Annotated in this window: 11 protein-coding genes and 3 pseudogenes; 9 read left to right on the top strand and 5 right to left on the bottom strand. The window is 38.5% G+C overall.

Going from position 1 to position 15,288, the window contains the following annotated elements; genetic code table 11:
* The first annotated feature begins 63 nt into the window (after positions 1–63).
* The 6 genes and pseudogenes from IPL24_11315 (at position 64) to IPL24_11290 (ending at position 5,659) form a co-directional block, all read left to right on the top strand.
* Positions 64–552, top strand: coding sequence for a hypothetical protein (locus tag IPL24_11315; GenBank protein ID MBK8364235.1), 489 nt, complete (start codon positions 64–66; stop codon positions 550–552).
* Complete coding sequence (locus IPL24_11310) at positions 545–982, top strand: hypothetical protein (GenBank protein ID MBK8364234.1); 438 nt, start codon at positions 545–547, stop codon at positions 980–982. The genes IPL24_11315 and IPL24_11310 overlap by 8 nt, the downstream gene beginning before the upstream one ends.
* Positions 982–1,702: pseudogene (gene rsmI / locus IPL24_11305) on the top strand (16S rRNA (cytidine(1402)-2'-O)-methyltransferase). Before IPL24_11310 ends, rsmI begins: the two are co-directional and overlap by 1 nt.
* A 156-nt stretch (positions 1,703–1,858) precedes the next feature.
* Positions 1,859–3,625, top strand: a pseudogene (gene recJ, locus IPL24_11300) (single-stranded-DNA-specific exonuclease RecJ).
* Positions 3,626–3,652: 27 nt separating this feature from the next.
* A complete protein-coding gene (locus IPL24_11295) occupies positions 3,653–4,003 on the top strand; it encodes a phage holin family protein (GenBank protein ID MBK8364233.1) in 351 nt (116 codons plus the stop codon).
* A gap of 231 nt (positions 4,004–4,234) precedes the next feature.
* Positions 4,235–5,659, top strand: coding sequence for a Glu/Leu/Phe/Val dehydrogenase (locus IPL24_11290; protein ID MBK8364232.1), 1,425 nt, complete (start codon positions 4,235–4,237; stop codon positions 5,657–5,659).
* A 1,141-nt stretch (positions 5,660–6,800) separates the two neighbouring features.
* On the opposite strand, the pseudogene queA reads toward IPL24_11290, so the two are convergent.
* The 5 genes and pseudogenes from queA to IPL24_11265 form a co-directional block, all read right to left on the bottom strand.
* Positions 6,801–7,849, bottom strand: a pseudogene (gene queA / locus IPL24_11285) (tRNA preQ1(34) S-adenosylmethionine ribosyltransferase-isomerase QueA).
* A 98-nt stretch (positions 7,850–7,947) separates the two neighbouring features.
* Positions 7,948–8,679: a tRNA pseudouridine(55) synthase TruB gene (truB, locus tag IPL24_11280; protein MBK8364231.1), complete on the bottom strand. Its 732-nt coding sequence runs from the start codon at positions 8,677–8,679 to the stop codon at positions 7,948–7,950.
* Complete coding sequence (locus tag IPL24_11275; protein MBK8364230.1) at positions 8,679–9,497, bottom strand: undecaprenyl-diphosphate phosphatase; 819 nt, start codon at positions 9,495–9,497, stop codon at positions 8,679–8,681. The genes truB and IPL24_11275 overlap by 1 nt, the downstream gene beginning before the upstream one ends.
* Before the next feature lie 62 nt (positions 9,498–9,559).
* Positions 9,560–9,805, bottom strand: a complete 246-nt coding sequence (locus IPL24_11270; GenBank protein ID MBK8364229.1) for a DUF3098 domain-containing protein — start codon at positions 9,803–9,805, stop codon at positions 9,560–9,562.
* 188 nt (positions 9,806–9,993) lie between these two features.
* The gene (locus IPL24_11265; protein MBK8364228.1) at positions 9,994–10,872 is read right to left on the bottom strand and encodes an ABC transporter permease; all 879 of its coding nucleotides are present in this window, start codon (positions 10,870–10,872) and stop codon (positions 9,994–9,996) included.
* A 141-nt stretch (positions 10,873–11,013) separates the two neighbouring features.
* Here IPL24_11265 and IPL24_11260 point away from each other — a divergent pair, with 141 nt between their 5' ends.
* From IPL24_11260 to IPL24_11250, 3 genes are all read left to right on the top strand, one after another.
* The gene (locus IPL24_11260) at positions 11,014–13,686 is read left to right on the top strand and encodes a leucine--tRNA ligase (protein ID MBK8364227.1); all 2,673 of its coding nucleotides are present in this window, start codon (positions 11,014–11,016) and stop codon (positions 13,684–13,686) included.
* Positions 13,687–13,999: 313 nt separating this feature from the next.
* Positions 14,000–14,761, top strand: coding sequence for a hypothetical protein (locus tag IPL24_11255; GenBank protein MBK8364226.1), 762 nt, complete (start codon positions 14,000–14,002; stop codon positions 14,759–14,761).
* Positions 14,762–14,868: 107 nt separating this feature from the next.
* Positions 14,869–15,270, top strand: a complete 402-nt coding sequence (locus IPL24_11250; GenBank protein ID MBK8364225.1) for a T9SS type A sorting domain-containing protein — start codon at positions 14,869–14,871, stop codon at positions 15,268–15,270.
* Positions 15,271–15,288 lie beyond the last annotated feature (18 nt).

The following is a 15,288-nucleotide window of genomic DNA, read 5'->3' as shown; positions in this document are numbered from 1 at the left end:
AATTGAAACGATTGACCCTTGGCCTTTGACCCTTGACCTTTTACCCTACCGTGCCTCCGAAATATGTTACCAAAACCACAACATCCTACAGAATATTCCGTTAGAATTCCCATGCAAAGCCCTATTCTTCATCAACAATTGATTCTTTCGACTGAAAGACTCAGAGACCTCCATCGTTCCATGCAAGCACATTCTTCGGCAATTCCTGCTGCTGAAATGGATGTTTTTTTAGCTGAAATTCGTAAAGTTTATGAATTAGCACTTCAACTTAATTATCAGAATGCACTTCAGCTACTTAATGAAATGCAGGTTTCCAATTTAGCGGAAATGAAAATGAATTTCCCTGCGAATCCGGCTCCGGCAAATGTGATTCCTAATTCTCCTGTTGCAAATCATACTTCTGAAATCATTCCTGAAATTCCTTCAGTGAAAGAAAATATTCCTGTTGCAGCAACGAATGTTCCCTCAACTCCTGAACCGATCCGGAAAGAAGAGATCAGTGAAGCGCCTGTTGAAGTTCCGGAAAACAAATGGTCATATTTCAATGGATAAATTAATGGCTGATATTTCTAAATCAGAAAACGCAGCTGAGATCAATCACCTGAAAAAATCAAATTCGGATCTGCATGAGATGTTCGCTTCTTCGCCTTCTATAGCACATAAATTCGAAGACCATGAAACACTGGCCGACCGGATTGCAATGAATCAAAGTTCACATAGTGTTTCTGATCACTTGCATAAAGTTCCTGTTAAAGATCTGAAAGCAGCGATCGGACTCAATGAAAAATTTCAATTCATCAACCAGCTTTTTAATGGTGATTCTCAGAAATACAATTCTTCAGTTGAACACCTGAATACATGCGGCTCTTCGAATAAAGCTCAGGAATTCATGAAAACAATTTCGCTTGATTATAACTGGGAAAAACAACCTTCTGTTGCTTCTCTGTTCATGGATATAGTGGAAAGACGTTATCTTGGATAATGGAAAAAACAGGGCTCTACCTGGTTCCAACTCCTGTAGGTAATTTAGAAGATATTACGCTGCGGGCAATCCGGATCTTAAAAGAAGCCGATACTATTTTAGCGGAAGATACGCGCGTGAGTGGAAATCTCATGCGACATCTTGGAATCGATAAACGTTTGCAGTCATACCACATGCACAACGAACATAAGATCGTTGCTGATATTGTGAACCGTATTGCTGCCGGTGAAACAATTGCTTTAGTTACTGATGCCGGAACTCCCGGAATTTCAGATCCCGGTTTTTTATTGGTAAGAGAATGCATTCGCAATGGTATCAAAGTGGAAACACTGCCCGGACCGACTGCTTTTGTTCCTGCTTTGGTAAATTCCGGTTTGCCTGCAGACAGATTTACGTTCGAAGGATTTTACCTCAGAAAAAGGCCGTGACACGACTGGAGAAATTACGGGAAGAAGAACGGACAATGATTTTCTATGAATCACCTTATCGACTTGTTAAAGCATTGGATCAATTCATAACAATATTTGGTCCCGAAAGAAGAGCAGGAGTTTCAAGGAAATTTCTAAAATGTTTGAAGAAAATTATCACGGTTCTTTATTGCAATGCAAAGAACATTTCGCTGCAAAAACAGTGAAAGGTGAAATAGTAATCGTTGTTGCCGGAAAGAATTTTAAGCATGATGTGGATGCGGATACAGCAGATGATGAGGATAATGAATGATGAAAGTTTCATGATAATTTAAGAGTGAAAACTTAATTTTTTGCCCTTTAAATAATGATTTCACCAATCGTTTGGAGTTATACACCACATCTTGTATGTTTCTTTTTAATGTTAACTTAATTTTAAGGGTGCATTTTAGTTATCTTGCACCCCAGTATGATAGACGTGGAAATTCGTGAGAAAAGATGGGCATTGAAACCTGACGGGAAACCGGAACAGGTCAGTGCGCTCGCTTCGCAACTGAACATTAACAAGACTCTTGCTAATCTTCTGGTTCGTCGCGGGATCACCACATTTGATCAGGCCCGACTTTTCTTTCGGCCTTCGGTAACGGATCTGCATGATCCTTTTTTAATGACCGATATGGACAAGGCTGTTATTCGTTTAGAAGAAGCCATTGCAAGAAATGAGAAAATTTTAGTCTATGGTGATTATGATGTTGACGGAACAACTGCCGTTGCATTTGGTTTACTCTTTCATCAAAAGCTTTTATGAAAATGTAGATTTCTATCTGCCCGATCGTTACAAAGAAGGTTATGGCGTTTCAACTGCCGGAATTGAATACGCAGCGTTGAATGATTTCAAATTGATCATTGCACTTGATTGCGGGATCAAATCAATCGATAAAGTACATGCTGCAAAATTAATGGGTGTCGATTTTATTATCTGCGATCACCATCGTCCGGGCGATACATTGCCGGATGCTGTTGCAGTACTGGATCCAAAACGTGCTGATGATACTTATCCGTTCGACGAACTTTCAGGATGCGGAATCGGGTTCAAGTTTATTTCAGGATATGCGCAGAAACATAAAATTCCTTTTAAAGAAATTGAACAATATCTTGATCTGGTAGCAATCAGTACTGCTGCCGATATCGTTCCGCTTGTAGGAGAAAATCGTGTGCTGGTTCATTTCGGATTAAAGCAATTGAACTACAAACCACGCTTGGGAATAAAAGCCATTCTTGAAATGGAAAAAGTTCCTGTGTTTGTAGATGTCACGGAAGATGACCGCAGAGTGCCACATTATAATCTTACTGTGAATGATCTTGTATTCATCATAGGACCGCGGATCAATGCAGCCGGAAGAATTCACGATGCACGTCATGCTGTTGAATTGCTCATCTCTGAAAATGCTGCAATAGCAATTACCAATTCTCTTCGTATAAAAGAACATAATGAAGAACGCAAAAACCTGGATGTGAAAATTACACAGGAAGCTTTTTCATTTATTCAGACAGATCCTGAATTTTCCAGACGTCGCTCTACAGTTTTATTCAATGCAAACTGGCATAAAGGTGTGATCGGAATTGTTGCTTCCCGGTTGACAGAAAAATATTATCGCCCTACTATCATTCTCACAGAATCAAATGGTATGGCAACGGGTTCTGCCCGATCTGTAAAAGATTTCGATATATATAATGCAATTGAAAGTTGCAGTGATCTGCTTGAACAATTCGGTGGACATATGTATGCTGCAGGATTGACAATGAAAATCGAGAATATTGAAAAGTTCAAAGAACGCTTTGAAGAAATTGTTGCTTCTACAATTGAAGAAAACAGTCTGACACAGGAAATTGAAATTGATTCAATGCTGAAATTGTCAGAAATTACTCCGGCGTTTTTTAATATCCTCAAACAATTTGCACCATTTGGTCCGGGAAATATGAATCCTGTTTTCCGTATCGACAATGTACGTGATACAGGAATGTCGAGAGTAGTAGGAAACAATCACCTGAAATTAAATCTTGCTGAAGACGAGAACACACGTTTCGGTATGGATGGAATTGCATTTCAGATGGGACAACATTTTCATTTATATCGAGAAAAAATTCCTTTCGATATTTGTTATGCCTTGATGAAAATACATTCAATAATAAAACCAGCATTCAGATGAATGTAAAGGATATTAAATTGAAATAGTCGTTAACTGTTTAATCGACATCAATCATGAAACTTCTCGCACAATTAATTACAAGTACGCTTGCTGTTATGATCGCATCTTTTCTTTTTAAAGGCGTTCATGTTGATTCTGTAGTTACCGCTTTTTTAGTTGCTGCTGTAATGGCTGTGCTCAATGCAATTGTAAAACCGATCTTAGTTGTGCTTACAATACCCATTACCATCGTTACTCTCGGTTTGTTTTTACTGGTCATCAATGCCGGCCTTATTTTACTTGCTGATAAAATTGTTCCCGGCTTTAATGTTGATGGTTTCTGGACTGCCTTTTTCTTCAGCATCATTTTAGCATTGATCAATTCAATTTTCAATGCACTAAATCGTGAGCAAAGTCAGGATTAGTGTTTTCTTAATTGAAAGAACAATCTTCACTCATTAGAATTACTACACTATTTTTTAGTTGAACATTGTGATTACTAGCATTTTCTATTTTAATTTTTCGGGTATTCAATCTAATTCCTATTCTCAAATCTCTGATTACGAATAAACGAATAAGGTTGAATTACTTCCTACAACCGTCAGTTGCACAATCTAAAAACTTACTTATTTTTACATAAAAAAATAACTCTTTCTATGAGCAATGATCTAGAGAATGGCCAGAAGTTTTATAATGACGTCATGGCTTACTTTGATAAAGCAGCAGCCCTGACGGATTTTGAACCGGGACTGCTTCATCAGATAAAAATATGTAACAGTATCTATAAATTTTCTTTCCCGCTTGAGAAAGATGGAAAGCTGGAAGTGATCGAAGGAATTCGTGTTCAGCACAGTCATCATAAGACACCTACAAAAGGCGGGATTCGTTACAGTGAATTCGTGAATGAAGAAGAAGTAAAAGCACTTGCAACACTGATGACATTCAAGTGTGCAGTTGTTGATGTTCCTTTCGGTGGAGCAAAAGGCGGGATCAAAGTAAATCCGCAGAACTATACTGTAAAGCAACTGGAAAAAATTACGCGTCGATATACAACTGAGTTGATCAAGAAAAGTATGATCGGTGCCGGAATAGATGTTCCTGCTCCTGATTACGGAAGTGGTCCGCGCGAAATGGCATGGATCGCTGATACGTATGCAACTTTTAAGTATGACGATATAAATGCATTGGGTTGCGTTACCGGAAAACCTTTAGGTCAGGGTGGTATTCAAGGCAGAACAGAAGCAACAGGACAAGGAATTTTCTTCGGCATCTGTGAAGCATTGAGTCACGCTGAGGACATGAAAGAAATTGGATTGACAACAGGTATCGAGGGCAAGACTGTAATTGTACAGGGAGTTGGTAATGTTGGTTTCTACCGGCAAAATTCTGCCAGGGAAGGTGGAGCGAAAGTTATCGGTGTGATTGAAAGAGAAGGTGGTGTTTACAATGACAAAGGTTTAGACATTGAAGAACTCTTCAAACACAGAAAAGAAAAAGGAAGTATCCTTCATTTCCCGGGATCGAAGAATTATGAGAATGCAATGGCAATGCTTGAACTGGAATGCGATATTTTAATTCCTGCAGCATTGGAAAACCAGATCACAAGAGAGAATGCACCAAACATCAAAGCAAAAATTATTGCTGAAGGTGCCAATGGTCCTGTAACAAAAAACGCAGAGATCATCCTCAACAAGAAAAACGTAATGATCATTCCGGATCTTTATCTGAATGCCGGTGGTGTGACAGTTTCCTATTTCGAATGGCTGAAAAATCTTTCTCACGTCCGTTTCGGAAGAATGGAAAAACGTTTCCAGGAAACCTCAACACTTGAAATGATAAAGTCTGTTGAACAGATGACCGGAAAAAGTCTTGATTCCCGCCAGAGAAAAGTGATTACACACGGTGCTGATGAAATCGATCTTGTCCGTTCCGGATTAGAAGAAACAATGATCTCCGCTTTCAACGAGATCCGCGAAATAAAAAAATCGGATAAGCGAATTGAAGACCTTCGTACTGCAGCGTTTGTAAGCGGGATCAGAAAGCTTGGCGTGAGTTATCAGTCGTTGGGTATTTTTCCATAATAATATTGTAATTCGTGATTCGAATTGCTTCAAATGGTTTAAGATGCTTTGCATTTTAAACCATTTTTTTTGTTTAATACTCTTTTAAATACATAATGGATAACATTGACCAATAGATGACCACGAAATCTTCCAGAGACCAAAAAGTTCCCCTTCGGGGGTGACGGCCGGAAAGTCATATAATGATGAGAGAAAAAAAGAAAAAGTTGCGCCGCAGGCGCAACTTTTTCTTTTTTTCTCTCATCAATTTTTACACGCGCAATCGTCATCCCCGAAGGGGAACTTTTTGGTTTCTAAGGACGCATGGGAGGGGAATTGTAATTTATGCATTTGCGAATTCGAAATTGATAAAAGGTACAATGATAGGCGGAATATTGAGCGGATATTAAGTAGCCGGTTTCATGCCAGGAAAATTTCAAGCGGTATTCCGCCGGGGAATTAGGAATACACTGTCACACATGCATGGAATAAATATTTTTTTTAACTGAATACTTCCAAACTCCCCGGCGGAATACCGCTTGATGATGCCCTTAATTTGAAAGTGTGTTCTTAATTTCCGCTCAATATTCCGCCTATCATGTTACGAGTTTTTCAATTGGAATGGAAAGGAGAGAGTTGATGGATTCAATATTTCGCTTAGCAGGGGAATTGCTTCGATTTAAATTTACAAATATTAAATGGCTTAAGGTGTGTAAAAACATTTTAAGCCCCTTTGTTTTTTTAAACGTTGTACCTTATTCCCCGGCGGAATGACGCTTGATGTATTACTTATTGAAAGTGCATACAAGCTTGCGCTTAACATTCGCCTAGCGTGCAGGGCATTTACCAATTTCTTATGCGCGCGTTTGATATTATATATAGGTTAACTTCCACCATGGAATAAATTTGTAAATACCCTGCGCGCTAGGCGGAATGTTGAGCGGAAATTAAGAAAGCTCTTTCAAACCAGTAACCTGTCAAGCGACATTCCTGCCGGGGTTACAGACAATGCTTGTTAATTCGACAAGAGAATCACCTACCAATAAAAATAGAAAGCCATCCACATTATCTTAAGCATGATTTCCGTCAAAATAAAAAGGGATTAAAGTGCATCGCACCTTAATCCCTTTTATATTTTCAAATATCTAATTAAAAAGCTCGATCAGATAATCAACATCGCATCCCCATAACTATAAAAATGATACTTCTCTTTTATAGCTACTTTATATGCATTCATGATATTATCATATCCACCAAAAGCAGAAACCATCATCAACAATGTTGACTCAGGCATGTGGAAATTCGTGATCATGCAATTTGCTACACTGAAATCGTATGGCGGGAAAATGAATTTGTTTGTCCAGCCGTCGAATGGTTTTAATTCGCCTTGAGTAGATACAGATGATTCAATTGCACGCATCACTGTCGTTCCAACTGCACAGATCTTTTTCTTCTGCGCTTTCGCTTTATTCACAATAGTACATGCTTCAGGAGTGATGATCACCTGCTCTGAATCCATCTTGTGCTTTGTAAGATCTTCTACTTCCACCGGACGGAAAGTTCCCAGTCCAACGTGTAGAGTAAGATCAGCGAAATTCACGCCTTTCAATTCTAAACGTTTTACTAATGGCAGACTGAAATGCAATCCTGCTGTCGGAGCAGCAACTGCTCCTTCGTTACGTGCAAAACTGTCTGGTAACGTTCCATATCTTCCGGCTCAGCTTTACGCTTGATGTATTTTGGAAGTGGAGTGTTACCTAAAATTGTAATTGTCTTTTTGAACTCTTCATACGGACCATCGAAAAGAAAACGCAATGTTCTTCCTCTTGATGTAGTATTGTCGATCACCTCAGCAACCAACAGATCATCATCACCGAAATAAAGTTTGTTCCCGATACGGATCTTACGCGCCGGATCAACCAACACATCCCACAAACGACTTTCACGATTCAATTCACGAAGTAAAAACACTTCGATCTTTGCTCCGGTCTTCTCTTTGTTTCCATAAAGACGTGCAGGAAATACACGGGTGTTGTTCACTACCATCGTGTCGCCATCAGTAAAATATTCAAGGATGTCTTTAAAGTGCTTGTGTTCGATCTTTCCTGTCTTTCTGTCTAACACCATCAAACGTGCATCTTCGCGATTCTTAGCCGGATGGGTCGCTATCAGAGTGTCCGGGACATTCACTTTAAATTGGGATAATTTCATAGTTTGGTTTTAATTGTTGGGGTAGTTAGGCTGACCCCAAACGGGCGGCAAATATACTACAGCGATACCCCCCTTGTAAAGGATTTGACCTAATATTTTTATTCGGAACTAACGTTCTTGTTTTCAGTTATTTGAGCCAAAAAATCCAGTGGATTCACCGCATTTTTCAAGTCATAGTTCCCTATGCGTGTCCTGCAAAGCGCCGAAAGATGTCCGCCCGTTCCCAGCTTCTTCCCAAAATCCTGTGCCAATGAACGGATATAGGTACCCTTGGTACAAACTATTCTGAAATCGATCTCAGGTAGCGCAATACGGGTAATTTCAAATTCACGGATCTCGATCTCCCGCGACTTTAATTCTACTTCAATTCCTTTTCTGGCCATGTCATAAGCTCGTCGTCCTTCAACCTTAATCGCACTATGAATCGGTGGTGTTTGCTGTTGAACTCCTTCCATATTTTTTGCAAGCGTTCTTATCATTTCATCAGTGACAAAATCAAAATTTTGGAAATTCTCCGGCTCAGTTTCCAGATCATATGATGCAGTCGTTGACCCTATGACTATCGTTCCTGTATATTCTTTTTCTGCATCCTGAATTTCGCTGATCTTCTTTGTCAGCTTACCAGTACAAAGTACAAGAAGTCCTGTCGCTAATGGATCCAATGTTCCGGCATGACCAACTTTAAATCGCTTGATCAGCTTTCGTTCTTCTTCAGGAAAAAGTAAACGATATTCTTCAAGCAAAGGCTTCTTCAGTTTTTTTACAACATCGAATGAAGTCCAGCGAAGAGGTTTGTTAATGAGAATAATTCTGTCTGTTGAATTACTCATCAGATGATCTGCAAATTATATCCCATTCCATAAAGAATGAGAATCGCCAGACCAACAATGATCCTATAATATCCGAAAATTTTAAATCCGTGTTTTGTGAGATAAGATACAAATGATCTGATGGCTAACAGTGCAACAAAAAATGCAACTACATTTCCAATCACTAATAACATGATCTGATTTCCCTGCAATCCAACTCCGCCATCCTGTACATAATCTAAAAGATCTTTTGCAGTTGCAGCAAACATGGTAGGAACAGCAAGGAAGAATGAAAATTCCGCTGCCGCTTTTTTATTCAGCTTTTGTGTCAACCCACCTATGATAGTTGCCGCTGATCGTGATACTCCCGGTATCATTGCTATGACCTGAAAACAACCAATAACAAATGCTTTCTTGTCAGATTTTAGTTCATTTTCACCACGCTCTTCTGCATATGCAAACCATTTGTCGAGCAGAATAAATATTACTCCACCAACAAGTAATGCAATTGCAACTACAACAACATTCTCCAGAAGTGCATTAATCTCTGACTTGAATAATAAACCAATTATCGCTGCAGGAATGAAAGCGATTACTAATCGTTTATAAAACTTAAACGTCTCTGCGAAATTATTTCCGGGAATGAATTTTCTCCAATAGATCATTACTACCGAAAGAATGGCGCCGAATTGAATACTCACAGTAAATAATTTTGTGAAAGGATCGGAGGCAATTCCCATCATCGATGAACCGATTATCATGTGACCTGTAGAAGAGACAGGTAAAAACTCTGTTAGCCCTTCAATGATGGCTAAGATAATGGCCTGGAAAATTGTCATTTGTTATTGTATAGAATGAATTCAATTCTTGAGTTGAATTCGTTTAGAAAAAAGTGAAAGAACTAGTCTTTACTCTTTTTCATAATGGCATACACTTCAATCGCCAATCCAAGGATCACTAAAACAGGTGCAACAGTAATTCTACGTGCACTGAAAATTTCCGGATTGAAAACTTTTGGATCCTCTGAACCGCCACCTATCATCAAATAAAACCCCACAAAAATAACTCCGATGCCAATAAACATCCATGTCAGGTTCTCCTTCCCAAACGGAAAGTCAAGATTCGATTTAGTTTCTTTTTTTGCCATTGCTTTTTGCTATTAACGGGTCGCAAGATAGGGAAAAATAGTAAGTAGTAAGTAGTAAGTGGTGAGTCGCACAGTACGATTTAATAAATAACAATATGCAATTATTAAAGGTGCTTAAATCAGTGAAAAACAGGTTATTATAAAGTCGTGCTGTGCTACTCACCACTTACTACTCACCAATCACCATTTCAAAGATAAAGCTCATCCCCATGCAACCTCAAATACCGATTGATCGCAAAAAAAGTACTCAATCCCGAAAGAAGAATGCCGATGGCTATCATTCCGCCGAAAAGAATTCCAATCAATTTCAGATCGGAAAGCTGACCGAAATCGGGAAACTGGGTATGGATAAAATAAATGATGACCCCAACGAGAATGCTGCTGATGATGCCGGCATAAAAACCATGGACAAATCCTTTCTTTAAAAATGGCCACCGGATAAATCCTTTTGTTGCGCCAACCAATTGCATACTCTTGATCAGGAAACGTTTTGAATACATTGCAAGCCGGATGGTATTATTGATCAGTACGACTGCAACAAAAAGTAACAATCCGCAAAAGATCAGAATGACCATTGCAACTGTCCTGAAATTCTCATTCATCTTCTTGATCTCCGTCTGCTGATATGCTACTTCCTGAACCAGACGAATGGAAGAAAGCTGGTCTTTGATTCGTTTCAGACTATCAGGATTGGCATAGCTGGCTTTCAGATTGATGTCAATCGTAGCCGGCAATGGATTATTATCGATCATACCCATTGCACCTTCGCCGAGTTCTTTCTTCAGACTGTCAAGGGCTTCTTCTTTGGAAACATATCTGGCTGAACGAACAAAATCTGATTCATTCAAAGCCTGTAGAAACATATTTAAGTCTTGCTGACTGACATTTTCCTGTAAATAGACATTCAACTGAATGTGTTCTTTCACATAGTCAGAGATCTTGTTTGCATCTAAAATCAATAAACCAAGCAAACCCAGCATAAACAGCACGAGCGAAACGCTGATTATGGAGGAAGCATAAGAGGAGCGGAGGCGTTTATTGCCTTCTTTTGGTTGATCGAGATGCATAACTTTCAGGAAACGAAAGTATAAAAAGATTATCGGTATGTCGGTCGAAAAAAATGACCTTTCGTCTTATTTTTCTACATTCGCATGTTCATCAACTAAACCTCACTGAACAGAATTCCTGTTTATCATTGTTAATGCATTATGGAGTACAATTTTAGTATCATTGAAAAGAAGTGGCAGCAGTACTGGAAAGAAAATCAGACCTATCGCGCCGATACTGATTCATCAAAAGAAAAGTATTATGTGCTCGATATGTTTCCTTATCCTTCCGGAGCCGGATTACATGTCGGTCATCCACTTGGTTATATAGCTTCTGATATTTTTGCCCGCTACAAAAGACTGTCTGGTTACAATGTTCTGCATCCAATGGGTTACGACTCGTTTGGTTTGCCTGCTGAACAATATGCTATTCAAACAGGACAACATCCTGCAGTAACAACTGAGGAAAACATTGCCCGTTACCGTCAGCAACTCGATAACATCGGTTTTGCTTTCGACTGGTCGCGCGAAGTTCGTACTTCAGATCCTTCATATTACAAATGGACTCAGTGGATCTTTATTCAATTGTTCAATTCATGGTACAATACTGCTAAAGATAAAGCAGAAGATATTTCATTGCTTATTTCAACATTTGAATCATCGGGTAATAAAGATGTTCAGGCTGTTCATTCACATGAATGGTTGTTTACTGCTGCTGACTGGAAATCGTTTGATGAAAAAACGAAAGCAGAGATACTGTTGAATTATCGTTTGGCTTACATCTCTGAAGCAATGGTCAACTGGTGTCCGGCATTGGGAACTGTACTTGCTAATGATGAAGTGAAAGATGGAGTAAGCGAGCGTGGTGGTTATCCTGTTGAAAGAAAAGAGATGAAGCAATGGTCGATGCGGATCACTGCTTATGCTCAGCGTTTGCTCGATGGATTAGATAAGATCGACTGGCCTGATTCACTTCGTGAACAACAAAGAAATTGGATCGGTAGAAGTGAAGGTGCAGAAGTGCGTTTCAAAATTGCGCACTCTGAGCTTGAACTATTGATCTTTACTACTCGTCCTGATACAATTTTTGGTGCAACCTATATGACACTTGCACCTGAACATGAATATGTCGACATCATTACAACGAATGATTATAAGAATGAAGTCAACAGTTATGTGATCGAAGCAAAGAACCGCAGCGAACGCGAACGGATGGCTGAAGTGAAAAATATTACCGGAGTATTTACGGGAGCATACGCCATTCATCCATTCTCAGGAAAACATATTCCGATCTGGATAGGCGATTATGTTCTTGCAGGATATGGAACAGGAGCAGTCATGGCAGTTCCTGCACACGATTCACGCGACTATGCATTTGCAAAACATTTTAAACTACCGATCGAAGAAGTTGTTTCCGGTGGCGATATTTCAAATGAATCGTACGATGCTAAAGAAGGCAAGCTGATCAATTCAGATTTTCTGAATGGATTGGATGTAAAAGCAGCAATCAAAAAGGCAATTGCTGAAATTGAATCAAAAGGAATTGGGAAAGGAAAAATAAATTTCCGTTTGCGTGATGCTGTATTTGGTCGTCAACGATACTGGGGCGAACCAATTCCTATCTATTACAAAGATGGAATTGCAAATGCAGTTGATGAAAAAGATCTGCCTGTTGTATTACCCGAAGTAGATAAATATCTGCCTACAGAAGATGGCGAACCACCTTTGGCAAGAGCGAAAGACTGGAGTTACAAAGGTCATCCGCTTGAAACGACAACAATGCCGGGTTGGGCAGGATCATCTTGGTACTTTTTGAGATACATGGATGCAAACAACGATAAAGAGTTCGCATCGAAGAAAGCACTTGATTACTGGAAAGATGTTGACCTTTATTTAGGTGGTGCCGAACATGCAACAGGACATTTATTATACGTTCGCTTCTGGACGAAATTCTTATGCGATCGTGGTTATATTTCTATTGATGAGCCTGCAAAGAAACTGATCAATCAGGGAATGATTCAGGGTCGCTCGAATTTTGTTTACAGAATAAAAGACAGTAATAAGTTTGTATCGTTCGGATTGAAAGAACAATACGAATATACGCAATTGCATGTCGATGTGAATATTGTTGAAGGCGATGTATTGGACGTTGAAGCTTTCAAAGCATGGCGTGAAGAATATAAACATGCAGAATTTATTCTGGAAGACGGAAAATACATTTGCGGAAACGAAGTCGAAAAAATGTCGAAGTCGAAATGGAATGTTGTAAGTCCGGACCTGATGATCGATAAATACGGCGCCGATTGTTTGCGCCTATACGAAATGTTCCTCGGTCCACTAGAACTTTCCAAGCCTTGGAATACGAATGGCATCACAGGAACTTCAGGTTTTATTCGCAAACTCTGGAAATTGTATCACAAAACTCCCGAGCCGGGAAAAGATCTTGTGTTTGATGTTTCTAATGAAGAACCAACCAAAGCTGAATACAAAGCACTTCATAAAACAATCAAGAAAGTAAAGGAAGACATAGAGAAATTCTCATTCAATACTTCTGTGAGTACATTCATGATCTGTGTAAATGAATTGACTGATCTTAAATGTAACAAAAGAAAGATCCTTGAACCGCTTACTGTCATTGTATCTCCATATGCTCCGCACATTGCAGAAGAATTATGGCAGCTTTTAGGAAACAAAGAGAGCGTAACCAAAACAACATTCCCTGAATTCAAAGAAGAATATTTAGTTGAATCAGAATTTGCATATCCGATCTCATTGAACGGGAAAACGAAATTTAATCTGGCGCTTTCATCTATGTCATTACAAAAGAAGAAATAGAGAAAGAAGTATTAGCAAATGCTGACATGCAAAAATTTCTTAATGGACAATCACCTAAGAAACTTATTGTTGTTTTGGGAAAATTGTCAATGTGGGTGTAGGTGTGTATTGATTGATTTTAGATCAAGGTTTTTGTATGTTTTGAACCAAATTAGCTGATTGTTTACAATCAATTAACTGATCTTGAAAAAGTAAATTTTATTTTAACGGTACATTGATTAAAAATCAATTGATAATGAATTCTTTATTTTATTCTTCTTAACTTTTATTTTTAAAAGTCTATTCAGCCAAGATCGTATAGTCGGAAGTCTCGATGTATGGAATTTCAGATAACCTGATTTATAAAGCAGATACATTGGGAAATACAGAGTGGGTTTTTGATTTCACTGGGAAGATTAAAACAGGAATTTCAGATACAAATCACCTAAAAGCGATTGTGAGTGATGGAAAATTTCTTTACATCACTTCCATGCAAACAGTTGGAACAGGAATTCTTACATATTATCCTGCAATAATTGTTTTGGATACAACAGGAAATACTCGAGCCATACGATATTGGGAAGTGAATTTAGCTGGCGCTTATTCGAGCTCACGTTCAATCGCCAACATAGACGGAGGTATATGGCTATTTGACTATTATATAACTCTTTCTTATCATCTGAAAGGAACCAAAATTGACACACTAGGCAACATGACCAATGCAATTGGTGCCTGGATGTTAACTGATACGTATTTCAATGGAATGGAATTGATGAAAGATTCTTCTTATATTTTAAGTACTATAACTCCAACTGGCAGTTTTAGCAGTAAGAGTACTGTTACAAAGATCAACAGATCAGGTTCTGCAATTTGGAGAAAGTCAATCTCACTAAATAGCTACCATTGTTATCCTGGAACTAGTGAAGTTGATTCTGCCGGAAACACTATAATGTTTTTTAATTTTACGGATAATGGATCAGTTAGTTTTTCAGGTGGTGCAATCCTTAATCCGACAGGTGCAGTCCTTGCGCGAAGAATTTGGCCAAATGATTCTATTTCACCGAACGGAGAATTGAGTTTCAAAACCAAACAATAATTTATGATGATGGGACTTCGAAATTCAATTTCGATTATTCTCTATTAGATTCTTGTCTAGGATCAGGTATAACTAATACATTGGTAATTACTCCTGAAACATTGCAAGTGAGTTCGGTTGTAGTTCAGAATACATCAACTTTTTCACCTGTACAAAATTCACTTGTACAAGTTGGAGCCTACCATACCATTACTCCACCTTTATTTAATTCTATAGATTACTGTTTGGTTTTAAATAATGAACAATTAGATAACCGAGTTTCATTTGACGTGTTTCCGAACCCTGTATCCGGCATCATGCGAATTCGCTCCAGTGGAGTTAAGAGCAATCATGGAGAAATTACGTATGAAATTTATAATTTAAATAATAGTCTTATCGAAAAAGGAAACCTGAGTATAAAAAATGATGAGACAACTATTATCGATGTGAGCGAATATCAAAAAGGAATGTATTTGCTCAAAATAATTTCTGACAACCGGATCAATTTATCTAAATTTGTCAAGATGTGATTATTTACATTCAATTCC

Source organism: Bacteroidota bacterium (assembly GCA_016711505.1).
Classification (GTDB): Bacteria; Bacteroidota; Bacteroidia; order AKYH767-A; family 2013-40CM-41-45; genus JADKIH01.
The sequence above is the reverse complement of the archived record's forward strand: the minus strand, read 5'-3'. Positions and strand labels throughout refer to the sequence as shown.